Raw genomic sequence first — 26,835 nt, forward strand, 5'->3', positions numbered from 1 at the left:
CAGCCCCCTAGGACTCCTCCGCCTCGCCGACCAGCACCACCTGGCCCGAGGACGTCTGGTCGCCGTCCGCGACCTCCTGGGTGATCGTCATCGTCGAGAACGCGCTGGGGGGCACGCCCGCCCAGAGCGTGACCTCACGGCCGTCGTTGAACGTGCCGATCGGGACCAGGAGTCCGCTGTCGTCCTTGAGCCAGGCCTCGTAGAACTCGCCGTCCTCGCGTCGGGGCAGTCCGGTGGCGTGCAGGCGGATGTCCCACCCGCTCGGGGTCTTGGTCATGGTCACGTCGCCGGTGGCGTCTGGGGCGAGCTCGGTGCCGCTCAGCGATGCTGCGAACTGGACCGGGTCGTCGCGAGTCAGCTGGACGCCGACGGTCACGCCCACGGCCAGGAGAACAGTGGCGGCGACGCCGACGAGGGCCAGGCGGAGACGGCGGCGCCGAGTGAGGGCACCGGACTCGGCGGCGACGGCTGCCACCACGGCCTCTTGCAGGTGGGCGGGCGGCTCCATCCAGACGGCCTCGTCGGCGAGGACGTGGTCGATCCGCTCGATCTCGGCGCGCTCCGCCGGGGTCAGGTCGGAGTCATCCATCTGAACCCCCTTCCGGCCGGACCGACGGGGACGAGTCTCCCGGGTCGGCGCGCAGGTGGGCGAGCAGACCCGCGAGGCGACGGTGGGCCCGGAACGTCCGGGACTTCACGGTGCCCAGGGGGATCTCGAGCTCGCGGGCGATCTCGGCGTGGCTGAGCTCGTCGAAGTGCTGCATGCGGATGAGGTCGCGGTCGGCGCTCGGGAGCTCGTCGAGCGCCCGACGTACCTCGGCCACGTCCTCGAGCTGGTCGAGCGACGGAGGCAGGGTGATGAGTGCTGGGTCATCCGCGGTGTCGACGTCGACGAGGTGGCGGTGCTTGCGCTCGCGCCGGTAGAAGTCGATGGCGACGCGCTTGGCGATCGTGGTGATCCACGCACCGAGGGGCCGGTTCGGGTCGTACGACGAGGCGCCGCGCCAGGCCTGCACGAACGTCTGCTGGGTGGCGTCCTCGGCGAGGCCGGTGTCGCCCAGGACCCGGTAGGCGACGGAGAAGACCAGCCGTCCGTAGGTCTGGTAGAGGACGCGGACCGAGTCCGCGTCACCGGATGCGAACCGCGACGCCAGCTCGGCGTCGTCCATGGCCACGGTCGTCACGCTAGCCCACCGTTCTGCGCGTGACCCGTCGGCTTCCGAGCGCGCGGGAGCCGATGTGCGCGAAGCCGGGCTGAGTCCCACAGGCCTGCTTACGCGGCCGGTCGCCGATCGGTTCCCGGGGAACCGGCAGCGGTGTGCCGCCGTAGAGGGGCCAGCGGTCGGCAGGGGCCGACCATCAGACGAGAGAGCAGAACATGAGAATCCAGAACAGGGCCGCAGCTGCGGCCGCGGCGACCGCGATCGCGGCGACCGCGACGTTGGCCGGCGTACCGGCCCAGGCGGTGCCCGCGGGTGCGGGTGCGAGTGTCGTCGGCGACGTTCTCACGGTCACCGGCACGAACGCAGGCGACGCGATCAGCATCGACTTCTCCCCGCTCGACTCCGTGGTCGTGGACCTGGGCGGCGGCAACGGGACGCGACGCTTCGCTGCGGGCACGTTTCACTCGGCGGGCGTGGACCTGCGCAACGGCGACGACCAGCTCCGCACGGTCAGCGGAGGCGTGCTGGCCGACGTACCGATGACGGTGACGGCCGGCAACGGCGACGACGTCGTCGCGACCGGCGCGGGCGGCGACCTCCTGGACGGCGGGAACGGCGACGACCTCCTCCTCGGCGGAGCGGGCACGGACCGGCTCGTCGGCGCGAACGGGTCGGACGTCGTCAACGGCCAGGTCGGCACCGACGTCGAGGTGCTCGGGAACGGCGACGACACCGCCGCCTGGAACCCCGGCGAGGGCAACGACGCCGTCGACGGAGGCCTCGGCCGCGACACCCTGGCCTTCAACGGCTCCAACGGGGACGAGCAGATGTCCCTGTCGGCGAACGGCCGGAGCGCGGTCTTCCTGCGCGCCCAGGGCACCATCCGGATGGACCTCGACGGCGTCGAGCGGCTGGACCTCGCGACGTTCGGCGGCGTGGACACCGTGACCATCGGCGACCTGAGCGGTACCGAGGTCACGACGGCCGACATCGACCTCGCCGGCACGAACGGCGCCGCGGACACGCGCGACGACACCGTGCTGGTGACCGGTACGGCGGGGTCCGACGCGGTCGGCGTCTCGGCCGACGGCGATGCGGTGGCCGTCGACGGGCTGCCCGCCCGGACCAGCGTCAGCGGCGGCGACCCGACCGACGTGCTCCGCGTCGACACGTCCGGCGGCGACGACCAGGTCGCGGTCAGCGACCAGGCCCGGGCGCTGCTGGACATCCAGGTCTCGTGACCGGCCTCCGGCCTGCCTCGACCGGAGAAGCAACCACCACCACACCACCACCAAGGAGATCCACCATGTTCCCCGGCATCACCCACATCGCCGTCACCGTCAGCGACCTGGCCCGCAGCACCGCTTGGTACGCCGACCTGTTCGGCAGCGCTCCGGTCCTCGACGAGGACGTCGAGGCCGGCGCCTTCCACCACACCGTCTTCGCGCTCGGCGGCGGCCACCTCTTCGGCCTGCACGAGCACGTCGCACCAGGTGCGGCGCCGTTCGACGAGCGCAGCCCCGGCCTCGACCACGTCTCGTTCGCGTGCGAGGACCGGGCCGAGCTCGAGAAGTGGAGCGTCCGCCTCGACGAGCTCGGCGTCGCCCGAGGCGAGATCGTCGACGCGCACTACGGGTCGGGCCTGTCGTTCCGGGACCCGGACGGCATCGCGCTGGAGCTCTTCGCTCCGCCCGCGGCCTGACCCACCGCGGCCGCGTCATTCGGGGGGAGACGCGGTCAGGGGCGGCGTCCGTCAGGGCGCCGCCCCTCGGGCTTCAGTCGCGGAACTCCAGGGCACCCCGGAGGCGCCGGCCGTCCGCGACGACGTCCGCGGCCAGCGACTGGCGGATGCCCTCCCCGAGGTCCGCGAAGCTCTCGTCGGCCGCCTGGCAGTCCACGTCGGCGGCGAACCGGCGAGGCCGCCAGGCGCGCACCCGTGCCGCACCCGGGGCGCCGGGGGTGCTGCGCACGAGACCGTTCAAGGGCATCACCGCCAGCACCGGGCGCCCCGCGGGAGGCTCGCCGGAGCGCCAGAAGTAGCCGCAGGTGACCGCGAGCGGGGTTCCCCAGATGCGGCTGCTCAGCACGGTCGACTCCAGCCGGGGCTCCGTCGCCTCCCCGGTGACCGACACCCAGGTCCAGCGGCGGGGCAGCGCCCGACCCCAGTAGTGGCTCACCATCCCCGGGCGTGACTCCAGCGTCCAGGTGCGACCACCGATGCTGATCGAGCCCGTGAAGCGTGCCGTCGGACGGCTCACGAGCTGCATGTCGAAGGGACGGAGCCAGGACAGGGCCGGGGGCAGCGGCCGGATCCGGTCCGGCCCGAGGTCGACGTCGAGGGACCAGGCGATCTCCCCGACCCACCCTCGGGTGGTCGACGCGCCGAGGTGGCTCTCCCCCGCCCGGATGCCCTGCGCGTCGGCGGACCAGGTGTCGCTGAAGGCTCGCTCCACACCGGCGACGTCGCCGACACGGGACGCCACGCGTGTCTCCGCCCGGTGCTCACCGCGACGCACGATCAGGTCGACCAGGAACGACAGGTCCCCGCTGTCGGTCCGGAAGAACCAGTACTCCAGCGGCGCGCCACGGGCCGCCAGGTCATCCACCCGACGTCACGCGCGCGTTCCCGTGGAGCAGGTCGGTGGGGTCGTACTTCGCCTTCAGCTCGACGAGGCGCGCGAACTTGGCGGCGCCGTACGCCGCGGACACCGGGTCCACGTCGTCGAACTCCGACGAGCCGTTGACATAGGACCCGTCGGCGGCGGCGTACGGCCGCATCGCCTCGGCCAGGGACCGGACCCAGGCCTGTTCGCCGGGCAGCATCTCCGGTGCCGGGCAGACGCCGATGATGAACACGCCGAAGCGCGGTGAGCGACCGCCGCTGAAGGCGGTGGCGTCCTCGGGGACGGCGGAGTACGCGCCGTCGAGGCGGTAGAAGAGCACGATCGAGAGCGGCGAGACCTTCTGGGGGAAGTGCTCGGTGAGGGCGTCGATGACACCGTCGGACAGCTCCTGCACGTAGCAGCCCTTGTCGTAGCAGAAGAAGCCCCAGCCGTTGGCCTCGTCGAGCATCTTCTGGAGCTCGACGTACGGCATCGGCGTCGCGAACTCGAACGCCGGCGGGACGGCGGAGCGGGCCTGCTCGAGCACGGCGGCGTGCTCCTCGGCCGACCCGAAGCCGACGACCACCATGGCGTACCCGGGCTGGAGCTGGTGCTCGGCCGGCACGAAGGGGGCCGGAGGGGCGTTCAGGCCGCCGACGACGACGTTGACGTCGGGCGGCAGCGAGTCGATGACCGTGCGCGCGTGGCGCAGCACCTCACCGCCCTGGTCGAGCGTCCAGAACACGATGCCGAACTGGATCATCGGGCCGGCCTCGTGCAGCGCGAACTCGAACTCCGTCACGACCGCGAAGTTGCCGCCGCCGCCGCGCAGGGCCCAGAAGAGGTCCGGGTTCTCGGTGTCGGAGGCGGTCATCAGCTCGCCGGCGGAGGTCACGACCCTGGCAGAGACCAGGTTGTCGATGGCCAGCCCGTGCTTGCGGCTGAGCCAGCCCATGCCGCCGCCGAGCGTCAGGCCGCCGACGCCGGTGTGGCTGATCAGGCCGACGGGTACGGCGAGCCCGTGCGCCTGCGTGGCCGCGTCGAGGTCGCCGAGCAGGGCACCGCCGCCCACCCTCGCCCGCCGGGCGTCCGGGTCGACGTGCACCTGGTTCATCGCACCGAGGTCGATGACGAGACCGTCGTCGACCACCGAGGCGCCGGACATGCTGTGGGCGCCGCCGCGGACGGCGACCTCCAGGCCGTGCGCCCCGGCGAACCGCACCGCCGCCTGGACGTCCGCCTCGTCGGCACACCTGACGACGGCCAGCGGGCGCCGGTCGATGGCGGCGTTCCAGACCTTCCTGGCCTCGTCGTAGGCCAGGTCACCGGCCTCGACGACGTCGCCGTGCAGCTGGCTGCGCAGGTCCGAGATCGGGGCGCTGGCGGTCTGGGTCATGGCGTGCCTCCCTGGAGTCGTGCGCGGGGGGCGGAAGAACTCTAGGCCCGTAGCTCCCCCCGGCACATCCCCTCGACCCACCGGGTTCCCCGAGCTCGGTCACGCGCGGCCCAGGGCCGCCAGGGCGTCGAGCTCGGCCTGCGTGCCGAGCGCGATCAGGACCGACCCCGCGCGGACGAGGCACTCGTCGCTCGGGTGCGGCACGAACTGCTCGCCCTCGCCGCGCCGCAGCGCCAGGACCAGGCCGCCCGTGCGGGTGCGCAGGTCGAGCTCGCCCAGCGAGCGGTCCGCGAGGTCGGACCCGGCGTCCACGTGGACGTCCTGGATGCGGAAGTCGAGGTCCTCGTCGTGCATCACGACGTCGAGGAACTCCGCGACCTCCGGCTGGAGGGCGAAGACCGCCATCCGGCGACCGCCGATGCGCTGGGGGTTGATCGCACGGGTGGCGCCGGCCAGGCCCATCTTGACCTTCGACCCCGTCGTCCGGGCCCGCGCGATGATCACCAGGTCCGGCCGGAGCGCGCGAGCCGACAAGGTGACGTAGACCGTGTCGGCGTCGGTGTCGAGCGCGGCGATCAACGCCCGGGCGCGCTCGATGCCGGCAGCGCGCAGCACCGCGTCGTCGGTGACGTCACCGACGATGTACGCCGTGCCCTCGAGCGTGGCGAACCGCTCCGGGTCGCTGTCGACGACGACCACCTCGTGACCCATGCCGGTCAGGAAGTCGGCCGCCGCACGGCCCACCCGTCCGTAGCCGCAGATGACGACGTGGCTCGTCATCGCAGCGATGTTCTTGTCCATCCGACGCCTCCTCAGGTGCTCGCGCAGGTGACCCTCGGTGACCGCCTCGAGGATCACGCCGAGGTTGTAGAGGACCGTGCCGACGCCGACGACGATCAGCACGATCGTGAAGACCTGACCCGCCGGGCCGAGTGGGTGCACCTCCCGGAAGCCGACGGTGCCCACGGTCGTGACGGTCTGGTAGAGCGCCTCGAGGAGGGTGAACCCCAGCAGCAGGTAGCCGAGGGTGCCGAAGACGGTCACGCCGACCAGCCCGACCACGGCGGTGCGGATCCGGAGCAGTCCCTCCATCGCTGCCGCCCCTCACCCGGCGTACGACTGCCTGATGATCGTCCTCAGCTTCTCCGGGGCCGCCCGGCGCGGGTCACCGAGGTAGATCTCGTGGTGCCGGTGCCGGCGCCCGTCGAAGACCAGCCCCTGCTCGGCCAGGAACGCGTGGAGCCGCGCGATGGTCGGACCCTCCGCGGCGTACGGCCCCACGTGCAGCACCTGTGCCGCCGGCCCCTCCTCCCAGGTGACGAGGCGGACGTCGACCAGTGCGGCGATCCCCCGCTTCCGCGACGCCTCCTCGGCCACCCGGCCGACGAGCTCGCCGTCGACCTCGTCGGGCTGGCGGATCATCAGGCGCCAGCCCCACGCGCTCTTGTCGCCGCGGATGAAGACCGCCGGGTCCTCGGCCCAGAACAGGCCTTCCAGCGGGGAGACGCGGTAGACCGGTCCGCCCGCCTTCTTGAGCGCGAACTTCGCGCCGTACGACAGCGTGTACAGCGCCTGGACGGCCCCGGCGAACTCCGGGCTGTCCGGGCCGCCCCGGCCGTCCAGGCACAGGAACTTCAGTGGCGGGACCCGGACCAGCCTCGGGGTCTCGGTGGCGCGGTACAGGGACTCGACGGTGTCGGTGCGGACGTCGTTCATCGCAATGCCCTCCTGCTCCGAGCGTCCCGCCGCCCGGGGGCCCTGGCCAGGGTCGGAGGACCCGGGCCCAAGGGCCTCACGCCCGCACGGGCTCCGCGGGCCGTGACACCGCCACGGGCACCTCGGTCGTCCGCCAGACCTTGGCCCGCATCAGCACGACGACGGCCATCGCGGCGCACGCGCCGAGGGTCGCGAAGCCGGTCTCGCCGGCGACGTACACCAGGCTCGCGGGCGAGCTGGCCACCACGAGGGAGGCACCCATGTCGAACACCGTGTTGACCGAGTTGTGGGCCACGGCGACGGGCCAGATGCTGCCTGAACGGTCGCGGAGCCAGGCGTAGAAGACGCCGCCGGCGGTGATGGTGACGACGGCCGCAGGGGCGGTGATCCAGCGGTTGCCGCCCGTGTCGTAGGTCGTGGCCAGGCAGATCAGCGGCAGGTGGAACAGCCCGTGCATGAGTCCGGTGAGGACGGCGGCGCGGCGCTTGTCGGTGAGCTCCTGCACCCGCGGCAGCAGGTAGCCTCGCCAGCCGATCTCCTCGCCCATGATGACGACGGTCATGATGACCAGGCCGACGACCAGGTTGAGGGTCCAGTCGAGCGCGCCGGCGACGGTGACGTGCACGTCGGTCAGCTCACCGGCCCCGACGAGCAGCGCCGTTCCGTACGCCGCCCCGCACAGGAGGAAGGGCAGGAAGAGGGCGGGCAGCCAAGTGCGGAGACCGAGGCGGCGCAGCCCGAACGAGCCCCAGAGTGCGCGGCGCTCCCCCTTCTCGAAGTAGGTGAAGGTCAGGATCGTGACGGCCACGGTCGGCACCATCACGCTGAGCAACAGGTTGATCTGGGCGTCGGGCAGGGCGACGGCGACGGCCAGGGCGAGGCCGTAGGCGAGGCCGGCGTACGCAGCGATCTCGCGGAGGGGCGAGCGGGTCCGGGTCGGGTTCGTGTTCATGTCCCGAAGCCTCGCGTCGAGGCCAGGTCCGGCGCGTCTGCCGGGAGGCCCGACCTGACCACGTCTCCAGACAGAGTCACGAGGCGGTCAACCGCGTCCCGGGACCGCCAGTCCGGACTCGTAGGCGTACATCACCAGCTGCGCTCGGTCGCGGAAGCCCAGCTTGGTGAGCAGGTGGCTCACGTGCGTCTTCACGGTGCCGTACCCCAGGTGGAGGGAAGCGGCGATCTCCTGGTTGGACAGCCCCTGTGAGACCGCGAGCAGCACCTCGCGCTCCCGGTCGGTCAGCCCGTCGTCGACGGCGGAGCGTCCGGACGGCAGGGCGGCGAACCGCTCGATCAGCCGTCGGGTGACGCGGGGGTGCAGCAGTGCCTCCCCGGCCGCCACGACCTCGATGGCCTCGAGCAGCTGCTCGGGCCGGGTGTCCTTGACCAGGAACCCGCTCGCCCCGGACCGCAGCGCCTCCAGCACGAGGTCGTCCTCCTCGAACGTCGTCAGGACCAGCACGCGGGTCGCGGCGCAGGCCGGGTCGGCCAGGATCGTCCGGGTCGCGGCCAGGCCGTCGAGGTGCGGCATCCGCACGTCCATCAGCACCACGTCGGGCGCGGTACGGCGGCACAGCGTCACCGCCTCCAGCCCGTCGCGCGCCTCTCCCACGACCTCGATGCCGGGCGACGACCCGAGCAGCAGCACGAACCCGGCGCGCACGAGGTCCTGGTCGTCGACCACCGCGACCCTGATGGGCGTACTCACCGGCCGCCGCCGACCGGGAGCGACGCGTGCACGAGGAAGCCGTCGCCGCGGTCGCCGTACGTCAGCACTCCCCCGACCAGCCGGGAGCGCTCGTCGAGCCCGCGGAGGCCGTGACCACCCGAGGTACCGCCCGGTCGTGGCGGCCCGGGGTCGCTGACGTCGATCTCCAGACGGTCACCCGAGAGGAAGACCGCGACCGTCGCCGTCGACGCGGCCGAGTGCTTGATGACGTTGGTGAGGGACTCCTGGACGATGCGGTACGCCGCCAGCGACACCGCCGGGTCCAGTCCCTCCACCGTGCCGGGCGCGTCGAGCCCGACCGACAGCCCGGCGGCGCGGACGTCCTCGATGAGGGACGGCAGGTCGTCCAGTCCTTGGGTCGGGGGCCGGGCACCGTCCTCCCCCTGCTCGCGGAGCATGCCGAGCATCGACCGCGTCTGCTCGAGGGCCTTCCGGCTGGTGTCCGCGATGACGCCGAGGGACTGCTCCGCGGCGTCCGGGTCGGTCCGGATGACGTGCGCCCCGACGCCTGCCTGCACGGCGATCAGCGACATGCTGTGCGCCACGACGTCGTGCAGCTCGCGCGCGATCCTCAGCCGCTCCTCGGTGACCGCGGCCCGCACGCGCTCGCTCTGCTGTTCGCGGCGCGCCCGCAGCGCCTCGGCCATCGCCCACGCCGCCACCAGGAGGGAGAGGGCCAGCAGCACGTCCTTGGTCCGCAGGTCCGGCACGCCCGCGAGCCCCAGCCCGACGAAGCAGGCGATCCCCGCGCCGAGGCCGACGACCCCCTCGCGGCGGCTGCCGTAGGTCGCCAGCGAGAACAGGCTGAGCAGCATCAGCACCGACAGCAGGCCGATGTAGTGGAAGGTGCCGCTGACCACCAGGGCGCCCGTCACGAAGACGGCGTACGACGCCACGGGCCGGCGTCGCCGCCAGGCCAGCGAGCCCGCCGCGAGCACCGTCGCCACCGCGGACAGCACGTCGGGGTCGTGCAGGCGCGGGTCGATGCTGTCGGGGTCGGTCATCAGCAGGGACGCCAGCGCCAGGGCCACCGCGACGACCGCGATCAGCGGGTCGACGAAGCGGTCGAGGCGTCTCATGGCGCGAGGCTACGCGGGGCGGGCGTCGGCCCACCTCTGTCTGGAGACCTAGAAGGCCGGCGCACGTTCCGGGATCGACGGGCACCGTCCGTCGTCGAACCCGCACACGGACACGTCGCACCATCGGCAGAGGTGGCGCGCCTCGGCCCGGGTGGTGGCCGCCTCCGCCAGGAGGGTCGACCCGGCGCCCGCCAGCGCACCGACCTCGGCCGCCGAGAGCGAGGACAGGGCATCCTGCAGAGCCGCCTCGCGGGCCTTCAGCACACGCGTCGCTGCGCGCCGGCCCTGGGCGGTGAGGGCGACGACGGCCCGACGGCGGTCGGCCGGGTCACGGCGGCGCACGACGTCGCCTCGCGCCTCCAGCGCGTCGACGACGCGGACGGTACGGGAGTGGCTGAGGTGGAGGCCGGACGCCAGCGCCTCGATCGGCAGACCGTCGCCCCAGGCGAGCAGGGCCGTCAGGGCCGACGCGGTCTCGCCCCGGAGCCGCGTCGTCGCCTCGACCGCGGCCCGCATCCGGTCGGCGAGGAGCAGCGCGGCCGCGCCGATGACGTTGACGTCGTGGTCCACGGTGGAAATGTATGCCACGAGCACATATTGTGCGACGGATGAGGCGGATCCTCGGGGTGGCGGTCGCGGCGCTCACGCTGGTCGTCGCCGGCTGCACGGACGAGGACTCGAGCCGGGCGTCGGCTCCGTCGACCAGCCCGACGGCCACGGCCGGGCACCAGATGAGCGCGGCCAAGGCCCGGGGGATCCTGGCCGGGCTGACCGCGCCGGCCGGCGGGAGCTTCGACGGTGGCACGTTCTACGTGGGCCACCCGATCCCCGGGCCGACGACGGTGCTGGAGGGACGGCTGGCCTCCATGTCGTGGGACTTCTACTACCTGCTCGACACCGGCAAGCGCGGGTCATGGGGCGCGGCCGTCAAGATCTTCCGCACCCCGGCGCAGGCGACGAGGGCGGCCGACGCGTTCGCCGTGTTCTGGGGCTGCGACGGGGCGCGCACGGTGATCGGCGACATCGACACCACGGCGTACGACGAGCTGATGGCGACGTCCTGCAAGCGGGCCGGCGGCACGGACTACCTGGCGACCGTGAGCGCCGTGCACGGCCGGGTGACCTCGAACCTGACGGTGGCCGCGACGACGCCCGAGCTGGCCGTGGCCGAGCTCGAGGCGGCGTGGTCATCCCTCACCGAAACGTCACAACAGGCCGCCCGCGACCTGGGCTGACCGCGCGTACCCTCGTGGCGTGGGTGGCCCTCAGGGTCTCGGGCGCGTCCGGCTGGCGGAGATCGTCGCCGCCCTGTCGCTCGGCGTCGACCTCGGGTTCGACCAGCCGATGGAGCACGTGCTCCGTCAGTGCCTGATCGCCCTGCGGCTCGCGGAGCGGGTGGGGGTCGAGGAGGACGGGCGGGTCGCCGTCTACTACACGGCCCTCCTCACGAACGTGGGGTGCCACTCGGACGCCCACGAGCAGGCGAAGTGGTTCGGCGACGACATCTTGCTCAAGGCGGACAAGTACACGCACGCCCACCACAAGCTGCAGGGCGCGGTGGCCACCCTGCGGCAGTTCGGGTCGGGCGGGGGGATGGCGCACCGGTTCCGGTTGGGACTGGAGTTCGCGGTGTCGGGGCACCGTGACCTGAGCACCATGATCGAGCACCATGCCCGGATGGCCCGGCGGCTCGGCGAGGACCTCGGGCTGGCGCCGGATACCCTGGCCGCGCTGGACGCGTCGTACGAGCAGTGGGACGGCCGCGGGTACCCCGGCGAGCTCGGCGGCGACGACGTCCCTCTCGCCGCCCGGCTCGCTCTCATCGGGGAGTTCGTCGAGGTCGCGCACCGGGTCGGCGGGATCGAGGGCGCCCGCGCTCTGCTGCGGAACGGGAAGGGCAAGGAGTTCGACCCGTACCTGGCCGACGCCCTGGTCGGCGAGGCGGACCTGCTGCTGGCCGAGCTCGACACCGTCGACGCGTGGGACGCGGTGATCGGCTCGGAGCCGGCGCTGGCGATCGTGCTCACCGAGGACGAGGTCGACGCGGCACTGCTGGCGGTCGCGGACTTCGTGGACCTCAAGTCGCCGTACTCCCTCGGCCACGCCCGGGCGGTGGCGGAGCTGGCGGCCGAGGCGGGTAGGGCGCTCGGACTGCCCGAGGGCGACGTACGCCTGCTGCGGCGGGCCGGGCTGGTGCACTGCTTCGGCAAGCTCGGCGTCTCCAACGCCATCCTCGACAAGCGGACGCCGCTGACGCGCGGCGAGCGCGAGCGGCTGCACCTCGTCCCGTACCTCACCCACCGGATGCTCCGGCAGTCGCCGGCGCTGCGTCCGGTCGGGGACCTCGCGGCACAGTACGCCGAGCGGCTGGACGGCTCCGGACACCCGGCCGGCCTCGCCGGACCGGCCGTCTCGCTGCCGGCCCGGGTGCTGGCGGCCGCCCACGCGTTCCAGGCGCTGCGGGAGCCGCGTGCGGACCGCGAGCCGCACCCGCCCCGGGAAGCCGCCACGCGGCTGCGCGCCGACGTACGGGCCGGACGCCTCGACGGCGCTGCCGTCGAAGCGGTGCTGTCGGCGGCCGGCCAGCCCGGCTCGCGCCGGGTGGCCGGGCCGGCCGGGCTGACCGCGCGGGAGGTCGACGTGCTCTCCCTGGTGGCGCGCGGGCTGACCACCAAGGAGATCGCGGACCGGCTGGTCATCTCCCGCAAGACGGTGGCCAACCACGTCGAGCACATCTACGCCAAGATCGGCGCCTCGACGCGGACCGCGGCCGCGTTGTTCGCGACCCAGCACGGGCTGCTCGTCACGCCGACTGCATCGCCGCCAGGTTCCGCTCGAGCACTGCGTTGACCGGGGCCATCTGGTCCTCGGGGCTGAACATCACGTACTCGGTGCCGGCCTCCATCGTCGGGCTGTGCCCCGGTCCGACGTAGAACCCGTCGCCGGCCTCGAACGTCTCGGCGTGGTCGGCGAACGTGAACGTGATCCGCCCGGCCGTGACGTACCCCCAGTGCGGGCAGGTGCACCGGTCGCCCGGCAGCCCGCGCAGCAGGGGGGCCAGGTCGGCCTGTTCGCGCAGGCTCAGGAAGGCGATCTCGTGCCCGTCCACGACCTGCTGCCACACCGTGCCCACGCCGATCTCCTCGCCCGGCACCGTCTGCTTCGACACCTTCGGCATCGCTGTCTCCTCTCGCTGGTTGTCCCTCGGACCTCCAGCGTCGGCCGGCGCAGGCCTGTGCTCATGGGGCGTTTACCCCATCTTTCGCGTCAGCGGCGCACCCGGTACCGCAGGTGCGTGACGCCGTCCCCCTCGACGACGCGCACCCGGTCGAGCTCGTGCGGCCCGAGGCCGAGACCGGCGAAGAGCGGCCGACCCTCCCCCATCAACGCCGAGACGAGGTGGATCTCGAGCTCGTCGAGGACCCCCGCCTGCAGGGCCCGGACGGCGACCGCGGCGCCGTGCACGAGCACGACGCCGTCGCCGGCCGCCTCGCGCGCCGCGGCGAACGCCGCCTCGACGTCGTTGCCGTAGGTGACCAGCGGCCAGTCCTTGGTCCAGTCCGGGCGCGGTCGCCGGCTCAGCACCCAGATCGGGATCCCGTCGTGGTGGTCGCCGCCCCAGCCCTCCGCGGGCTCGAACGTGCCGCGGCCGGCGACGATCGCCCGGCACGCCATCATCTCGTCGACCACCTGCCGGTCGGCGTCGCTGGTCGGGCCCTCGAGGATCCAGTCGTGCAGGCGCAGGCCGCCGTCGCCGAGACCGTGGTCGTCGGTCTCGTTCGGGCCGGCGATGAAGCCGTCGAGGGACATGGACATGTAGAGGCGGGTGGTGGCCATGGGGTGCTCCTGGGTCGATGGGTGGGTGTCTGCTGTCTCCACGAACGAGTACGGCACCGTCCGACACCCAGCCGATCATTAGGCTGTGCCCGTGCCCGTGACGCGTGGCTTCTTCCGCAAACGTCCCGAGGGCCCGGAGGGGCGGCTGCCACCCGGGCAGTACGACACCGGCCAGGGCTGGCCGGTGCTCACCGCCGAGGCGACGCCGCGCGTCGACACCGACACCTGGACGCTGACGGTCGACGGGCTCGTCGACAACCCGACGACCTGGGACTGGCGGCAGGTCCACGCACTCCCCGGGTCGACGTACTTCGGCGACATCCACTGCGTGACCACGTGGTCGAAGTTCGACACGACGTTCACCGGCATCAGCGTGGACACCCTGCTGGAGATCGCGCGACCCGGCGACGACGCGAAGTTCGTGATGGCGCACGCGACGACCGGGTACACGACCAACATCCCGCTCGAGGACGTCACCGGCGGCAAGGCGTGGATCGTGTGGGAGCACGACGGCCGGCCGCTGCCGCGTGAGCACGGCGGGCCGGTGCGGATGCTGGTGCCGCACCTGTACTTCTGGAAGTCCGCGAAGTGGATCACCCGGCTGGAGCTGATGGCCGAGGACCGGCCGGGGTTCTGGGAGCGCAACGGCTACCACGACCGCGGGGACCCGTGGCGCGAGCAGCGGTACCAGGGTGACTGACTCCCCTGCCTCCGCCTCGATCGAGGACGTCACGCCGCGGCCCACGGTGTGGACGACCGGGCGGATCATCGAGAAGGAGCTGCCGACCCCGACGACCGTGCGGCTGCGCATGTACGTCGAGGACCGCCAGCGCCTCTGGCCGGGCCAGCACTACCTGATCCGGCTGCGCGCGCCCGACGACTACACCGCGCAGCGCTCGTACTCCGTCGCCTCCGACGACAGCGACCCGCTCGTCGAGTTCCTGGTCGAGAAGCTGCCCGGCGGCGAGGTCTCGGAGTTCCTCGCGGACGTCGCCGAGGTCGGCGACGTGTTCGAGCTGCGCGGACCGATCGGCCGCTGGTTCACCTGGGACACGCGCACTCCGGCCCTCTGCGTCGTCGGGGGCACCGGCGTCGTCCCCGCCGTCGCGATGACCCGCGCCGCCCGTCGGTCCGGCCAGCCGGGCCTGGTGCGCGTGCTCGCGGTGGGGCGCAGCGAGGAAGAGCTCCCGTACGTCGACGAGCTGCGGCGCGCGGGCGCCGTCACCGCCTTCACCCGATCGCCGTCGTCGGGCCGACCGCCCGGGCCCCCGACCGCGGCGGAGCTGATGCCGCTGCTCGACGGGGTCGAGGTCGTGTACGTCTGCGGGTCCTCGCGGTTCGCCCAGCTCGGGGAGGCGCTGCTGATGGAGTGCGGCGTACCGGTGGATCGGATCCGGGTGGAGCAGTTCGGCGCGACGGGCTAGGCGTCGAGGTTCGGCACGCTCAGGCCCGGCGGCACCCGTCGGCGTCGACGAGCGGCAGCGTCGCCCGGCCATCGGCGGAGTCGCTGAGGAAGAGGCTGCACTCGGCGGGGTCGGTGCAGCCGCACGTCCGGGCGACCTGCAGCCACTCCTTCATCGCGGCTGCGCGGGCAAGGGTGGCCTCGACCTCGGCCAGCTTCTGCTCGGCCAGCACCTGCATCGCCGACGCCAGGCCGGATGCGTTGGTGTGTGCGGCGAGGACCTGGATCTCCTTGAGCGTGAAGCCGGCGGCCTGGGCGACGGCGATGAAGGCCAGCGTGCCGAACACCTCGTCGGAGTAGCGCCGCTCTCCGTGCAGCCGCGGTGGGGTCGGCAGCAGACCCAGCGACTCGTAGTACCGGACCGCGCTCGGCGCGAGGCCGGCCCGGTGAGCGACCTCACCGATCGTCAGTCCGGACACGGGACCCATCAGACCTCTTGCCTTCAAGCGCGCTTCAACCGCCACGGTAGCGCCGTACGACATCCCGATGAAGGAGGAAGAGATGACGATCCGGACAGGCAGGACCTTTGACGCCGCGGGGTACGCACGCGGCTTCGACACGTGGGACATCGAGGCGCTGCTGGCGCAGTACGCCGATGACGTCGAGCTCACCATGGTCACCCCCGACAACCCGCCCGGCCGGCCGCTGACGCACCGGGGCAAGCAGCCGCTGCGGATGATGTGGCAGCACGCGGTGTCCGCCGGCGCGAAGGTGTCGATCCGCCGGGCGGTCGTGACCGATGACGCCGCCGCGTTCACGTTCGACTGCGAGTTCCCCGGGCAGCACGTCGTGGTGTCCAACGTGCTGGCCGACCTGGCCGACGGGCTCATCGTCCGCCAGCACGAGGTGATGGTGGGCGCCCCCGTCGAGGCGGTGGCCGCTGCCGGTGCCTAGATTCACCCCATGCCTCGTCCCCTGAAGATCGGCGTCCAGCTGCCCGAGGTGGAGCGGTTCGTGCCGTGGCCGGAGTACCTCGACCTCGCCCGGCTGGCCGAAGCCAGCGGCTTCGACTCGATCTGGGTGGGCGACCACCTGCTGTACGACCTGAAGGACGGCAGCACCCGCGGGCCCTACGAGGCGTGGACGACGCTGGCCGCGATCGCGACCGTCACCGAGCGCGTCGAGATCGGACCGCTGGTCGCGTCGACCAGCTTCCACGCGCCGGCGATGCTGGCCAAGCAGGCGGCTACCGTCGACGCGATCTCCGGGGGCCGGCTGATCGTGGGGCTCGGAGCGGGCTGGAACCAGCGCGAGTACACGGCGTACGGCTTCCCCTTCGACCGTCGGGTGAGCCGGTTCGAGGAGGCGCTGACGATCATCGAGCGGCTGCTCCGCGAGGGACGGACGACGTTCCACGGCACGTACTACGACGTCGAGGACTGCGTGCTCGACCCGCGGCCCGTCGCGCCCGGCGGCCCGCCGATCATGCTCGGATCGAACAGCCCGCGCATGCTGTCGATCGGGCTGCCCGTCGTGGACCAGTGGAACGTGTGGTGGAGCATCTACGAGAACCGCGTGGACCGGTTCGCCGAGGTCAAGGCCGAGGTGGACGCGGTCATGCCGGAGGGCAGGTACGTCGAGGCCACCTGCGCGGTGCTCGTGACGGTCGGCGGGACGGGGCGGCTGATGGGCAACGAGTACGACGCCCGCGTCGCGACCGTGGCCCCGGACGGGCTGGCCGACCACCTGCGCGGGCTGGCCGACGCCGGCGCGACCCACGTCCAGCTGTGCCTCGACCCGATCACCGCCGACTCGATCGAGCTGGTCGGGCGGGTGTTGGCGGACCTGGACCGGTAGTACGTTCCGGACATGCACACCGCCCTCGCGGGTGCGATTCCCGCGCGCACCGCTCTCCGCCTGTCAGCAGTCACCGGCCTGATGGCCCTCAGCCTCGTCGGCGTCGACGAGGAGGCCCGGGCCAGACCCGCGGCGGCGAAGGCCGTCGCCCCCACGGTGATGTCCAGCCACGCCACGGTCGAGGCCTGTGCCAACGACGCGACGATCGTGGGCGCGCCAGGCTGCGACGAGAAGAGCGAGACGGGGTGGACCAGCTTCTCGGCCGGAGGCTCCTCCACCGAAGGCGCCGTCCACGCGGCCGGAAGCCTCGCCGTCTCCACCCAGACGACATCGGTCGGGCTCGAGATCACAGCCAAGGGCTCGAGCGGCATCTCCTCCGGAGTGAGCCTCAGCTCCGCGAGCAGCGTGTCCGAGTTCGGGATGGACTTCGCGGTCGGAGCGCTGCCGGTCAACGTGGCGGTGACCGGGACGATCGACGTGTCGGGCGCACCGTGCACCGACAGTGCGGCGCACGCACGCGTCACCCCCGGTGACGGCTCTCCTATCGAGGTGACCTGTCCCGGGCCCGGACAGAGCATCGACTTCCACTTCACGGCGGGCGCGGGCACGACGATCACCTTCGAGGGCGCCGCGTCCGCGGGCCTGATCAACGAGTCGGAGTCGGCGAGCGCCTCGTTCGACCTGCAGATGCTCATCGGTGACTGCACGCACATCGGGACGGCCGGCCCCGACGTCCTGGTCGGCACCCCCGGCAACGACGTGATGTGCGGCCTCGGCGGCGATGACACCCTTCGCGGGCTCGGTGGGGACGACCGGCTCGTCGGCGGCGACGGCCGGGACGTGCTGTTCGGTGGGGAGAACGACGACACCCTGGAGCCCGGCGGCACCGCCGGCGAGCTCTCGTTCGGCGGCCCTGGCAACGACACGATCACCGGCGGCACGTGGCAGCTCGGCGGCAGCGGCACGGACATCATGATCGGCAACGACCTCGCCCAGGCGGCGTACGGCTGTGGTGGAGACGACCAGCTCACCGGCGCGGGGGGTGACGACGGGCTCACCGGCGACCGTCCGGCGGTCAGCGACGCCGACATCCTGGCTGCGCTCGGCGTCACCGGTCAGCCAGCCGAGGTGGACTGCTCGACGAGCACGCAGGCCGACGGCAGCGACACGCTCCTCGGCCAGGCGGACGACGACTCGCTCAACGGCGGCGCCGGCAACGACCTCCTGGCGGGCGGTACCGGCCTCGACACGCTCACCGCCGGCGAGGGAGTCGAGGACCTGCTCCTCGGCGGCCCCGACCACGACGTGCTTAACGGGGGGCGGTTCATGCTCGGCGGCAGCGGGCCGGACACCATGGAGGGCAGCGACACGCGCAACGCGATGTACGGCTGCGGCGGCAAGGACACCATGAACGGCAACGGTTTCTCGGACCTGATCATCGGCGGCAGCACGGGCATCCCCGACGCACAGTTCCTCCAGATCCACGGGATCGCCGGCCTCGCGTTCTCCGAGGTCGACTGCTCGCTCGCCGGCGAGAAGGACGTCAAGGACGTCATCAAGGGCGGCCAGGGTGACGACGAGGTCGAGGCCGGCCCCGGCAACGACGACGTGGACGGCCAGAGCGGCGACGACGACATCAAGGGCGAGGACGGCGACGACCACCTCCGTGGGGGCACCGGCCGGGACAAGCTGCGTGGTGGCGAGAACAACGACAACCTCGCGGGCAACAAGGCCTTCGACATCATGGACGGTCAGGGCGGGAGGGACACCTTGCTGGCCAACGACGGGGTGAAGGACAAGGTGCGCGGCGGGCCGGGCAAGGACAGGGCCAAGGTCGACAACGTGGACGAGGTCACCAAGGTCGAGACTCTCATCTGATCCTGTCGGCGGGCTGCGTCAGGATGGTTCCATGGCGTACGACGAGGACCTGGCCGACCGCATCCGCGCCGAGGTCGCGGGCGAGAAGAACCTCACCGAGATGAAGATGTTCGGCGGGCTGGCGTTCCTGATCGGCGGCCACATGGCCGTCGCGGCGAGCGGCCAGGGCGGGCTGATGCTGCGCTGCGACCCCGGGGAGACCGAGACGCTGCTGGCCGAGCCGGGCGCGCGGGAGTTCGAGATGCGCGGCAAGGGCATGGCCGGGTGGCTGCGGGTGGACGCCGATGCCGTCGAGGACGACGACGTCCTGGCGACCTGGGTCGCGCGCGGGGCGGCGTACGCCCGGTCGCTCCCGCCCAAGTGATCGCTGGTCGAGGAGGTCGCGCGAGCGAGGTCCAGAGGTCTCGTGGCGGGACTTCGTCCCTCCTCGACCAGCGGGTCAGTGCGACGTCGGGAGGACCTGGTACGGCTGCTCGATGAGGCGCGGGGTGGGCAGCGGTTCCGAGGGGACGGCGATCTTGGTGAAGCGGCCGCTCGAGGTGAGGACCATCTTGGGGCTGATGTCGTACTCGCGGACCAGCTTCTCGGTGACGATCGGGTAGATCGTCAGCCGGCCGTCGGGCGAGAGCTTGATGCGCAGGAAGCCCTTGCCCTCCTCGATGGCCTGGCCCATCATCGCCCAGGCCGTCAGCCCCTTGCTCATGTAGATGACGATCCAGACGCCGAGGAAGAACGCGCCGATCACGCCGCCGACGACGGACACCCCGACGATCACGATGAAGAACTTGAACCAGGCCGCGAGCCCGCCGAAGATCCCCGACGGCAACAGGCCGAACCCGACGAAGCAGGCGCACGCGGTGCCCAGCTGGCTGAGCACCAGCATCATCGCCTTGATCGGGAGCAGGGGTGGTCGACGCCGGAGCATCGGCAGCAGGCAGATCGCGAACGCCAGCAGCAGCACCGCCAGGAACCCGCCGGTGAACCGCAGCAGGACTTCCGGCGAGGCGGAGATGTAGGCGTCGATGATCCGGCCGTTGTTCTTGGCCTGGATGCCCTGCCAGAAGATCAGCAGCAGGAGCAGGAAGAACGTGAACTGCGCCATCGCGAACACCGTGAACACTCCCGGGTTGCGGCGCACGATCCACTCCGCGCGCCAGGGCATCCCGAGGCGGCCGACCCAGGCGCGGGACTCGTCGATGCTCGGGTACGTCGCGGGCTGCTGCACGAACTTCGCCTCGCTGTCGCCCTCGCGCCAGTTGCGCGACGCGTTGGGCAGCAGCTGGAGCTCCTTGGCGAGCTCGTGCGTGGTGTCGAGGTAGGCGCCGCCGAGGCCGCAGGTGACCATCTGCCGCGCGGTCTCCGGTGCCTCCCCGGGCTCGAGCTGCTCGGCGTAGCGCATGTAGTGGTGCTTGTCGCCGCTCAGCCAGAGCCGGACCTGCGCGCCGGTCGGCTCGGGGTCGCTGCCGTGCACCTTGCGGCTGGTGACGAAGTTGCGCTCGAACCACTCCAGTCCGTTGAACGCGTCCGGGTGCCCGGAGGACGACTTCAGCCAGGCCGGCGTCGCGGCGCAGACGATCACGCTGTCGCCGGGCTGGAGGTTGGCGGTGAGCGTCTCCTCGAAGTACTTCAGCTGCGGGTCGTCGAAGTACGCGTCGAGCTGGCTGTCCAGGCCGACCAGCCACCAGCGGTGCGGCAGCTGGACGGTGAAGTAGCTGCGCTTCTGCTCGGTGCGCCAGCCGCCGATCGTGCGGTCCTGGGTGAACAGCCGCAGGAACGCCGTCAGCCCGTCGTACCAGTCGTGGTTGCCCGGCAGCGCCAGCATCAGCGGCTGCGGCGTCGCCCATGGCATCGCCGAGCGGTACGGGCCGACGGTGCGGTCCTCGTAGGCCTTGGTGTTCGCGCGCGGGTAGACCTCGTCGCCGCCGAGCACGAGCATCCTGCCGCGCGGCAGCTCGCCGTCGTACCCGTCGACGCGCAGGGTGTCCTGACCGAGCAGGGCGGCGACCGTGTACGTCGCCTCGAACCCGTCGCCGACGTCGGCGGTGTAGTCGATCCAGAGGTCCTCGCCCTCCGCGAGCTCCTCGCCCTCGGCCGGGATGGTGATCAGGTTGCTGTCGAAGACCTTCTGGAGCTCCCGCTTGTCGGCGTAGTTGCCGAAGATCATCGACAGCGTCGAGGCCAGGAACGTGCGCAGCTCGCTCGGGGAGAGCCAGCGGCAGGCGTCCTGGGGCTCGAAGTTCAGCTCGATGAAGTGCTCGGCCAGCTCCGCTCGCTTCACCGCGCCTCCTCGGGCTCGACCTCGTCGTGGGTCGCGAACCGGCCGTAGACCTCCCACAGCTGCCCGAGGAAGAGCTTCCCGAAGCCTTCCATCGCGCCGATGCGATGGTCGCCCCACGTCCGGAAGGTGGTCAGCTGTTTCATGAAGTCGGGGATGTGGATGGTGATGATGCCGGCGCCGAGGACGGGTACGCCGTCGTCTCCCGCGTCCGGGTCCACGTGGCCCTCCAGCACCCTCACGTAGAGCGTCGAGGTGTCCCGCCAGACGTCCAGGCCCGGCTCGTCGCGGACCTCCTTGAACCCGGTGAACGTCATCGGGTTGCCACCGGGGCCGGTCAACCACAGCCGGTAGAGCATCTTGCGCTCGTCGGGGTCGTCGGCCTCCACGAACAGGTTGAACCAGCCCCGCTCCACGTCCAGCCGGCCGCCGAGCAGGTCGCACTCGACGTACCCCTCGGCGCGGCCCTGGTGTCCCGGCTCCGACACGAACCGGTCGACGTCGTCGACGCTGATCGTGAGCTCGAACATCATCCGCTCGCGGGCCTTCTTGCCCGCGTCGTGCCCGGCCTGCGGGTCGTCGACGCCGAGGGCCGCGAAGCCCTTCATCTGCTCGGTGAACCTGATCCCGCTCGCTCCCGCACTGCTGGTCGAGGAAGGCGCGCTAGCGCCTGTCACGAGACCCGGTGCGACGTCTTCGGCCTGCGGTTCCGACGTGGCCTGAGGGAGGTCCTCGGCCGGCGCGGGCGCGATGTGGGACGACGCGGCGGTCGTCTCCAGCAGGTGGGTCGACGCACGGTCGGCCACGGCGGCGATGGTCAGGGACGGGTTCGCGCCGACGGGGCCGGGCAGCAGCGCGCCGTCGAGCACGTAGAGCCCCGGGTGGCCGTAGACCTCGCCGTAGGAGTCGCAGACGCCCTCCCGGTCGTGGCGGCCCATCGGGGCGCCGCCGAGCGGGTGCACGGTGATGACGCGCTTGACCCACCACAGCGGGTTGTCGGCGTACGTGCCGCCGAGCTGCTCGGCGATGGTGCGCATGGTCCCGCGGACGCCGTTGAAGTACTCCAGCGACGTCTCGGTCGTCCAGTCGACCTCCAGCCGGCCCTCGCGCAGGCGCAGCACGCCGTCCGGGACGTCGCGGCCCATGCCCAGCAGCGGGAGCGAGGTGCTGGTCAGCCGGGCGTCGCCGAGCAGCAGCGCCAGGTCGGCGCCGACGCTCGTGGCGTCGGAGTCGGTGAGGGTGCCGACCAGGCGCTCCGTCGCGAACTTGGCGGCCCGTCCGACCGTGCCGAGCGCGCCGGTCGTCTCGGCCAGCCAGGCGCCGAACGCGGGGTACCCCGCGTCCTCGATGTAGTGGCCCCTCGTTCCGTCCCCGTCCGACTCGCCATCCATGTCATCTGGCACGCGGATCGCGCTGGTGATGACCGGCCCCGTGTTGGCGGCGAGCTGGCGGCCCACCTCTCCGTCCATGGCCTGCATCACGAACCCGAGGAGGTCGCCGTTGCCCGAGAAGCGGGTGCCGAGCGCGTCGCTCAGGCCGGGCAGGGCCGCGCGGTTGCGGAGCAGGAGGTACGACGACCCGAACGTGCCGGCGGCCAGCACCAGGCGCTCGCACTCGATCGTCTGGACGGGCAGGTCGACCGCGGGCTCGCCGTCCTGCCCGGTGTGCACGACGTAGGTGACCTCGTAGCCGCCACCGTCCAGCGGCCGGAAGCCCTTGACCTCGTGACGGACGCGGATGTCCGCGCCGGCGTGCTGCGCGGCGGACAGGTAGGTGTGGTCGAGGGTGTTCTTGGCGCCGTAGTTGCAGCCCAGGTCGCACTCGCCGCAGCCCACGCAGGTGGCCCGCGGGAGGCCGTGGACGTTGCCGTACTCCGGGTCGGGGATCTCCCCCATCCGCACCGGCTCCTCGCCCGGGCGGCGGGAGAAGCTGATGGCCAGCGGTGGCAGCATCATCGACAGGCCCGCCCCGTCGGCGGCCTCGCGCATGGCGTTGGTCTTCGGGGTGTCGGTGTAGGGGTACGCCGAGGCGCCGATCATCCTCTCGACCTCGTCGTAGTGCGGGTCGAGGTCGGCGCGGGAGATCGGCCAGTTCTCGTAGCCGCCGTTCGGCAGCGCCTGCTCGTGCACGAACCACTTCTCGTCCTTGCGCAGCAGGACGTTGGCGTAGATCAGCGACCCGCCGCCCAGGCCGGCCGAGGCGATGCCGTCGAGGCCGGCGAAGCTCCACATCTGGAAGAGCCCGTGCCGTCCGGCCGCCGGCTCCCAGAAGTTGTGCGAGATGCCGCTCGGCGTGCGCGGGAAGCTGCCCGGCGGGTAGGCCCGCCCGCGCTCCAGCACGACGACGGAACGGCCCGCCGACGCCATCCGGTAGGACGTCACCGACCCGCCGAACCCGGACCCGACGACTACGACATCGACCCGCTCGACCGTCACTCGATGCTCCCCGCTCGCCGCTGTTCTCGTCGCCCCGACGCTAGCCGAGCGACGCTCCGGTTGACCATGGTTCGCGCAGGTCCGCGGACAGCCAACGGTCCGAAATGACCATTGCGGAATCCATGTCCGTGAGCAGTCTCCCGAACGCCTGTGTTCGGGGATAGCCTGCGCGATGGAACGCGTCCGAAACTGCTCGGGCGTTCAGGATCGGCCCATGAATGGCAGGGTGACGTGAGCGGCTCCGGAGTGCAGTTCACCGAGACGATGCGGGGGTTCGCGTCCACCTCGGCCGTCGACGACTACACGGCGGGCTTCGAGCAGGGCAAGGCCGACGACTCGCCGCTGGAGTTCACCGTGACGGTGACCGCCGACGATGTCGACCGGCTCGTCGACGAGCCCGAGCACGAGGCCCGGCTCGAGGGAACGGTCACCGCGCCGGCGCTCTCGGCCACGCCGATGAAGGTCGAGGACGGCCGGTTCAACCTGTTGACACGCGACGCCGACCACGCCGGCGCCCGGCAGATGCTGTACGCCATGCCGCTGGTCACCGAAGACGGCCGGCGCTTCCACCTCGAGGGCTTCAAGCAGATCCACGACGACAAGGGCCTCGACCTCTGGAAGGACACCACCACCCTCTACGTCACGGTGCACGAGGGCGGGGAGGACGGCCCGGTCGCCGCCAAGGGCATCGTCACCATCCACGTCGCCGACTTCGCCAAGCAGATGACGACCATGAGAGGCGGGCTCGGCGCGCTGGCCACGTTCAGCCGGATGTTCGCCGGGTCGCTCAACGAGTCGTTCGGGGGCGTGTTCGCCCGGCCGAGCGCCTTCAACCCGGACGCCCCGCCGCGCGAGCACCGGCCACTGCGCACGCCGCCGCCCGACGTGCACTTCTTCCGCACCGAGGACGACGTCGAGCTGCGACTGACCCGGTTCAACGGCGGCCCCAAGGGCCCGGTCATCCTCAGCCCGGGCTTCGGCACGTCGTCGTACGCCTACACGATCGACACGACCGACACGAACTTCCCCGAGTACCTCGTCGAGCACGGGTACGACGTGTGGGTGCTCGACTACCGCGCCAGCCCGTCGCTGGAGTCGGGCGGCACCCAGTTCACGCTCGACGACATCGCGGCGTACGACTATCCCGCCGCGGTGGCGAAGGTGCGTGAGGTCTCGGGCGCTGAGTCGGTGCAGGTGATGGCGCACTGCATCGGCTCGCTGACGCTCCTCATGTCGCTGGCGCTCGGGCTGGAGGGCGTGCGGCACTCGGTGGCCTCCCAGGTGACGCTGCACCCGCGGGCGGGCGTGCTCAACGAGTTGCGCTCGGGGATCTACGCCGGCAACGTGATCCAGGGACTCGGCATCGACACCCTGGACACCGACCCGGGCGAGGACCCCTCGTGGGCGGAGAAGCTCTACGACCGCGCGCTCCAGCTGTACCCGTCCGGCGAGGAGGACTGCGGTCTGCCGTTCTGCCGGCGGGTGATGTTCATGTACGGCGAGGTCTACGACCACGACCAGCTCAACGACGCCACCCACGAGCATCTCCACGAGGCGTTCGGCGTCGCGAACATGACGACGTTCCGGCAGATCACCCGGATCCTGCGGGCCGACCACGCCGTCACCCACGACGGCCAGGAGGCCTACCTCCCCGCCACCGACAACCTCAAGGTGCCGATCTCGTTCCTGCACGGCGAGAAGAACCGGCTGTTCACGCCCGAGGGGAGCAAGCTCACCTTCGACTACCTCGTCGAGAAGAACGGGCCCGACCTCTACACGCGCACGGTCATCCCCGGCTACGCGCACATGGACCTCTTCATCGGCAAGGACGCCGCTCGCGACGTCTACCCCGTCATCACCGCAGAGCTCGACCGCTTCAACTGACCCCACACCTTCACCCGCACCGGGAGCACGATGACCCACCCGTCCATGGAGGACCTGTTCTCCTACCCGCTCATGTCGGCGCTGACCGAGCGGCGCACCCGCCGCATCCCGCGTGGCTTCTCGGTCAACGCCGGGCCGCTCACCCACGAGAGCCACAACGAGCCCGCGCCGCTGTCGCCGCTCGAGGAGGCCATCCTCGTCACCTGCATCACCGGCATCGTCGGCAAGACCACCCACGACGGCCCGCTGACCAAGGCGAACGGCAGCCCCGAGCTCGGCACGCCGTTCCTCAACGTGCTCGCCCGCACCGGCAGCAGCGCCGACAACTGCCAGGCGACGCACTTCTTCATGATCAACGACGACGGGATCTTCCTGCTCAAGCACCCGACCGGCACCGCTGCTCTCGAGGCGCTCAACGCCCGGCCGCGGAACTGGGCGGAGTGGAGCGACGACGACTGGCTGTCGTACGCCGAGCAGTGCAAGGTCCGCATCTCCGACAAGCGGCTGGAGTTCCCGCGCGAGTGGCCGTACTACCTCGGCTGGAACGCCCAGGCCTCCAACGTCGCCGGCACGACGTTGTTCTACCCCGTCATCGACTGCACCTGGCAGTACATCAACGCCCTCCTGATCATCGCCAACGAGCCGGACGGCAAGCGCTCGATGTTCATGGACGACTGGCGCCCGTTCCACCCCAAGGGCTTCGTGGAGTGGATGGTCAAGGCCGGCGGGTTCGTCCGGCCCAGCATGAAGATCCCGTACCAGCCGATCGGCGGCCTGAAGTACGTCCGCAACAAGTTCGTGAACAAGGACAACGTCGTCCCGATCGGCTTCGGGCACACCCTGCGCACCGACTACGAGAGCTTCTTCTACTTCCAGAACCTCATGCTGCTCGGCCAGGCCATGGGCCTCGGCGGGTGGATCCACGGCGCCGTCTTCACGCCGTACATCTGGCAGAAGGAGCCGGCCAAGGACTGGCACGGCCTCGGCTTCCGGATGGAGCAGCCCAAGACCCTCAAGCCCTGGGCGCCGGTGCCGGCGTCGCAGCCCAACCCCGTCGGCATCGACGGCGTGCTCGAGGGCCTGACGCCGCCGTACGTGAAGTCGATGGACGAGGCCGTCGACAAGGTCATGGAGATGAAGTACGGCCCGAACGGGTCGGCGTACGGCAACCCCGAGGTCTGGTCCTCGCCGTACCGGAACAAGGCCGACGCGGAGGCGTACGTCGCCAAGGGCACGCACATCGGCGACCGGCAGGTGCAGTACGTCAAGGACGCCTGCACCTACCTGTACGAGACCTACGGCCGCTTCCCCGCCCACGTCGACGCGTTCTACTCCGGCGGCATGTGGCTCCAGTTCAGCCACCTCGAGATGGAGTACTACGACCGCTTCTTCGACCCCTCCCAGTACACCCGCCAAGCCGCCCACGACGGCCTCTGGCACGGATAGCCACTCCGGTGGTTGAGGTGTGAGGGCCGCCAGGCCCGAGCCTCGAAACCACCTCTCCCTCGGTGGTTGAGGTGCGAGGCCGGCCACGGCCACCGTTCTCGGTGGTTGAGGTGCGAGGCCGGCCACGGCCACCGTTCT

27 protein-coding genes are annotated in these 26,835 nt (G+C 71.6%); 12 read left to right on the plus strand and 15 right to left on the minus strand.

From position 1 onward, the window contains the following. Positions 1-7: 7 nt before the first annotated feature. Together ISU07_RS18045 and ISU07_RS18050 are read right to left on the minus strand one after the other, a co-directional pair. The gene (locus ISU07_RS18045; protein WP_194708216.1) at positions 8-589 is read right to left on the minus strand and encodes an anti-sigma factor; all 582 of its coding nucleotides are present in this window, start codon (positions 587-589) and stop codon (positions 8-10) included. Continuing rightward, complete coding sequence (locus ISU07_RS18050; protein ID WP_323742692.1) at positions 582-1,184, minus strand: RNA polymerase sigma factor; 603 nt, start codon at positions 1,182-1,184, stop codon at positions 582-584. The genes ISU07_RS18045 and ISU07_RS18050 overlap by 8 nt, the downstream gene beginning before the upstream one ends. Positions 1,185-1,378: 194 nt before the next feature. On the opposite strand from ISU07_RS18050, the gene ISU07_RS18055 reads away from it, so the two are divergent. Beyond that, the gene (locus ISU07_RS18055; RefSeq protein WP_194708217.1) at positions 1,379-2,404 is read left to right on the plus strand and encodes a calcium-binding protein; all 1,026 of its coding nucleotides are present in this window, start codon (positions 1,379-1,381) and stop codon (positions 2,402-2,404) included. Between the two features lie 65 nt (positions 2,405-2,469). After that, positions 2,470-2,865, plus strand: a complete 396-nt coding sequence (locus tag ISU07_RS18060; protein ID WP_194708218.1) for a VOC family protein — start codon at positions 2,470-2,472, stop codon at positions 2,863-2,865. Between the two features lie 73 nt (positions 2,866-2,938). Here the strand turns inward: ISU07_RS18060 and ISU07_RS18065 are convergent, their stop codons facing one another. The 8 genes from ISU07_RS18065 to ISU07_RS18100 all read right to left on the minus strand — a co-directional run bounded on the left by ISU07_RS18065 (position 2,939) and on the right by ISU07_RS18100 (position 10,253). Next, entirely contained in the window at positions 2,939-3,769 is an 831-nt protein-coding gene (locus tag ISU07_RS18065) for a hypothetical protein (RefSeq protein WP_194708219.1), read from the minus strand. Beyond that, positions 3,762-5,162, minus strand: a complete 1,401-nt coding sequence (locus ISU07_RS18070; RefSeq protein ID WP_194708220.1) for an FAD-binding oxidoreductase — start codon at positions 5,160-5,162, stop codon at positions 3,762-3,764. The genes ISU07_RS18065 and ISU07_RS18070 overlap by 8 nt, the downstream gene beginning before the upstream one ends. Before the next feature lie 99 nt (positions 5,163-5,261). Continuing rightward, complete coding sequence (locus tag ISU07_RS18075) at positions 5,262-6,254, minus strand: potassium channel family protein (protein WP_194708221.1); 993 nt, start codon at positions 6,252-6,254, stop codon at positions 5,262-5,264. Between the two features lie 12 nt (positions 6,255-6,266). Then, the gene (locus tag ISU07_RS18080) at positions 6,267-6,878 is read right to left on the minus strand and encodes a GyrI-like domain-containing protein (RefSeq protein WP_194708222.1); all 612 of its coding nucleotides are present in this window, start codon (positions 6,876-6,878) and stop codon (positions 6,267-6,269) included. A gap of 76 nt (positions 6,879-6,954) precedes the next feature. Next, positions 6,955-7,830 (minus strand): CPBP family intramembrane glutamic endopeptidase, encoded by an 876-nt coding sequence (locus ISU07_RS18085; RefSeq protein ID WP_194708223.1) that lies wholly within the window; start codon positions 7,828-7,830, stop codon positions 6,955-6,957. 87 nt (positions 7,831-7,917) lie between these two features. Continuing rightward, positions 7,918-8,583, minus strand: a complete 666-nt coding sequence (locus ISU07_RS18090; RefSeq protein ID WP_194708224.1) for a response regulator — start codon at positions 8,581-8,583, stop codon at positions 7,918-7,920. Further along, positions 8,580-9,683 carry a sensor histidine kinase gene (locus tag ISU07_RS18095; protein WP_194708225.1) on the minus strand — a complete coding sequence of 368 codons (1,104 nt, stop codon included), beginning with the start codon at positions 9,681-9,683 and terminating at the stop codon, positions 8,580-8,582. The genes ISU07_RS18090 and ISU07_RS18095 overlap by 4 nt, the downstream gene beginning before the upstream one ends. A gap of 48 nt (positions 9,684-9,731) precedes the next feature. After that, positions 9,732-10,253, minus strand: coding sequence for a MarR family winged helix-turn-helix transcriptional regulator (locus tag ISU07_RS18100; RefSeq protein WP_194708226.1), 522 nt, complete (start codon positions 10,251-10,253; stop codon positions 9,732-9,734). A gap of 38 nt (positions 10,254-10,291) precedes the next feature. On the opposite strand from ISU07_RS18100, the gene ISU07_RS18105 reads away from it, so the two are divergent. Then, positions 10,292-10,918, plus strand: a complete 627-nt coding sequence (locus ISU07_RS18105; RefSeq protein ID WP_194708227.1) for a hypothetical protein — start codon at positions 10,292-10,294, stop codon at positions 10,916-10,918. A 19-nt stretch (positions 10,919-10,937) separates the two neighbouring features. Further along, positions 10,938-12,533, plus strand: a complete 1,596-nt coding sequence (locus tag ISU07_RS24895; RefSeq protein ID WP_323742693.1) for an HD domain-containing phosphohydrolase — start codon at positions 10,938-10,940, stop codon at positions 12,531-12,533. Here the strand turns inward: ISU07_RS24895 and ISU07_RS18115 are convergent. Together ISU07_RS18115 and ISU07_RS18120 are read right to left on the minus strand one after the other, a co-directional pair. After that, complete coding sequence (locus ISU07_RS18115; protein WP_194708228.1) at positions 12,487-12,861, minus strand: cupin domain-containing protein; 375 nt, start codon at positions 12,859-12,861, stop codon at positions 12,487-12,489. The genes ISU07_RS24895 and ISU07_RS18115 overlap by 47 nt on opposite strands. A gap of 89 nt (positions 12,862-12,950) precedes the next feature. Continuing rightward, the gene (locus ISU07_RS18120) at positions 12,951-13,520 is read right to left on the minus strand and encodes a dihydrofolate reductase family protein (RefSeq protein WP_194708229.1); all 570 of its coding nucleotides are present in this window, start codon (positions 13,518-13,520) and stop codon (positions 12,951-12,953) included. 91 nt (positions 13,521-13,611) lie between these two features. Here ISU07_RS18120 and ISU07_RS18125 point away from each other — a divergent pair, with 91 nt between their 5' ends. Then, positions 13,612-14,220, plus strand: coding sequence for a sulfite oxidase-like oxidoreductase (locus ISU07_RS18125; RefSeq protein ID WP_194708230.1), 609 nt, complete (start codon positions 13,612-13,614; stop codon positions 14,218-14,220). Continuing rightward, on the plus strand, positions 14,213-14,944 hold the full coding sequence (locus tag ISU07_RS18130) for an FAD-binding oxidoreductase (RefSeq protein ID WP_323742694.1): 732 nt from the start codon (positions 14,213-14,215) through the stop codon (positions 14,942-14,944). Before ISU07_RS18125 ends, ISU07_RS18130 begins: the two co-directional genes overlap by 8 nt. Before the next feature lie 19 nt (positions 14,945-14,963). Here ISU07_RS18130 and ISU07_RS18135 read toward each other — a convergent pair whose 3' ends face one another. Next, positions 14,964-15,401, minus strand: a complete 438-nt coding sequence (locus ISU07_RS18135) for a MerR family transcriptional regulator (protein WP_194708231.1) — start codon at positions 15,399-15,401, stop codon at positions 14,964-14,966. A gap of 82 nt (positions 15,402-15,483) precedes the next feature. Here ISU07_RS18135 and ISU07_RS18140 point away from each other — a divergent pair, with 82 nt between their 5' ends. From ISU07_RS18140 to ISU07_RS18155, 4 genes are read left to right on the plus strand one after another with little or no spacing between them, the layout of a single operon-like run. Then, positions 15,484-15,876 carry a nuclear transport factor 2 family protein gene (locus tag ISU07_RS18140; protein ID WP_194708232.1) on the plus strand — a complete coding sequence of 131 codons (393 nt, stop codon included), beginning with the start codon at positions 15,484-15,486 and terminating at the stop codon, positions 15,874-15,876. A 9-nt stretch (positions 15,877-15,885) separates the two neighbouring features. Beyond that, positions 15,886-16,779, plus strand: a complete 894-nt coding sequence (locus ISU07_RS18145) for an LLM class flavin-dependent oxidoreductase (protein WP_194708233.1) — start codon at positions 15,886-15,888, stop codon at positions 16,777-16,779. Between the two features lie 12 nt (positions 16,780-16,791). Then, positions 16,792-18,657 (plus strand): calcium-binding protein, encoded by a 1,866-nt coding sequence (locus ISU07_RS18150; RefSeq protein ID WP_194708234.1) that lies wholly within the window; start codon positions 16,792-16,794, stop codon positions 18,655-18,657. Between the two features lie 31 nt (positions 18,658-18,688). Further along, positions 18,689-19,021 carry a TfoX/Sxy family protein gene (locus ISU07_RS18155; protein ID WP_194708235.1) on the plus strand — a complete coding sequence of 111 codons (333 nt, stop codon included), beginning with the start codon at positions 18,689-18,691 and terminating at the stop codon, positions 19,019-19,021. Positions 19,022-19,096: 75 nt separating this feature from the next. On the opposite strand, the gene ISU07_RS18160 is transcribed toward ISU07_RS18155, so the two are convergent. Beyond that, complete coding sequence (locus tag ISU07_RS18160; protein WP_194708236.1) at positions 19,097-20,935, minus strand: metallophosphoesterase family protein; 1,839 nt, start codon at positions 20,933-20,935, stop codon at positions 19,097-19,099. Then, a complete protein-coding gene (locus ISU07_RS24900; RefSeq protein WP_323742695.1) occupies positions 20,932-23,367 on the minus strand; it encodes a GMC oxidoreductase in 2,436 nt (811 codons plus the stop codon). The genes ISU07_RS18160 and ISU07_RS24900 overlap by 4 nt, the downstream gene beginning before the upstream one ends. A gap of 231 nt (positions 23,368-23,598) precedes the next feature. Here ISU07_RS24900 and ISU07_RS18170 point away from each other — a divergent pair, with 231 nt between their 5' ends. Continuing rightward, on the plus strand, positions 23,599-25,251 hold the full coding sequence (locus ISU07_RS18170) for an alpha/beta hydrolase (RefSeq protein ID WP_228522130.1): 1,653 nt from the start codon (positions 23,599-23,601) through the stop codon (positions 25,249-25,251). A gap of 30 nt (positions 25,252-25,281) precedes the next feature. Continuing rightward, complete coding sequence (locus tag ISU07_RS18175) at positions 25,282-26,697, plus strand: hypothetical protein (RefSeq protein ID WP_194708237.1); 1,416 nt, start codon at positions 25,282-25,284, stop codon at positions 26,695-26,697. The last annotated feature ends 138 nt before the right edge of the window (positions 26,698-26,835 follow it).

The organism is Nocardioides islandensis (genome assembly GCF_015352455.1).
Taxonomy (GTDB): domain Bacteria; phylum Actinomycetota; class Actinomycetes; order Propionibacteriales; family Nocardioidaceae; genus Nocardioides; species Nocardioides islandensis.

Bases quoted from the DNA above. Each gene is read 5' to 3' on its own strand.
- ISU07_RS18085 (WP_194708223.1), bottom strand. From the start codon at position 7,830: ATGAACACGAACCCGACCCGGACCCGCTCGCCCCTCCGCGAGATCGCT.
- ISU07_RS18175 (WP_194708237.1), top strand. From the start codon at position 25,282: ATGACCCACCCGTCCATGGAGGACCTGTTCTCCTACCCGCTCATGTCG.
- ISU07_RS18070 (WP_194708220.1), bottom strand. From the start codon at position 5,162: ATGACCCAGACCGCCAGCGCCCCGATCTCGGACCTGCGCAGCCAGCTG.
- ISU07_RS18075 (WP_194708221.1), bottom strand. From the start codon at position 6,254: ATGGAGGGACTGCTCCGGATCCGCACCGCCGTGGTCGGGCTGGTCGGC.
- ISU07_RS18140 (WP_194708232.1), top strand. From the start codon at position 15,484: ATGACGATCCGGACAGGCAGGACCTTTGACGCCGCGGGGTACGCACGC.
- ISU07_RS18105 (WP_194708227.1), top strand. From the start codon at position 10,292: ATGAGGCGGATCCTCGGGGTGGCGGTCGCGGCGCTCACGCTGGTCGTC.
- ISU07_RS18155 (WP_194708235.1), top strand. From the start codon at position 18,689: ATGGCGTACGACGAGGACCTGGCCGACCGCATCCGCGCCGAGGTCGCG.
- ISU07_RS18045 (WP_194708216.1), bottom strand. From the start codon at position 589: ATGGATGACTCCGACCTGACCCCGGCGGAGCGCGCCGAGATCGAGCGG.
- ISU07_RS18145 (WP_194708233.1), top strand. From the start codon at position 15,886: ATGCCTCGTCCCCTGAAGATCGGCGTCCAGCTGCCCGAGGTGGAGCGG.
- ISU07_RS18150 (WP_194708234.1), top strand. From the start codon at position 16,792: ATGCACACCGCCCTCGCGGGTGCGATTCCCGCGCGCACCGCTCTCCGC.
- ISU07_RS18095 (WP_194708225.1), bottom strand. From the start codon at position 9,683: ATGAGACGCCTCGACCGCTTCGTCGACCCGCTGATCGCGGTCGTCGCG.
- ISU07_RS18060 (WP_194708218.1), top strand. From the start codon at position 2,470: ATGTTCCCCGGCATCACCCACATCGCCGTCACCGTCAGCGACCTGGCC.
- ISU07_RS18115 (WP_194708228.1), bottom strand. From the start codon at position 12,861: ATGCCGAAGGTGTCGAAGCAGACGGTGCCGGGCGAGGAGATCGGCGTG.
- ISU07_RS18080 (WP_194708222.1), bottom strand. From the start codon at position 6,878: ATGAACGACGTCCGCACCGACACCGTCGAGTCCCTGTACCGCGCCACC.
- ISU07_RS18120 (WP_194708229.1), bottom strand. From the start codon at position 13,520: ATGGCCACCACCCGCCTCTACATGTCCATGTCCCTCGACGGCTTCATC.
- ISU07_RS18055 (WP_194708217.1), top strand. From the start codon at position 1,379: ATGAGAATCCAGAACAGGGCCGCAGCTGCGGCCGCGGCGACCGCGATC.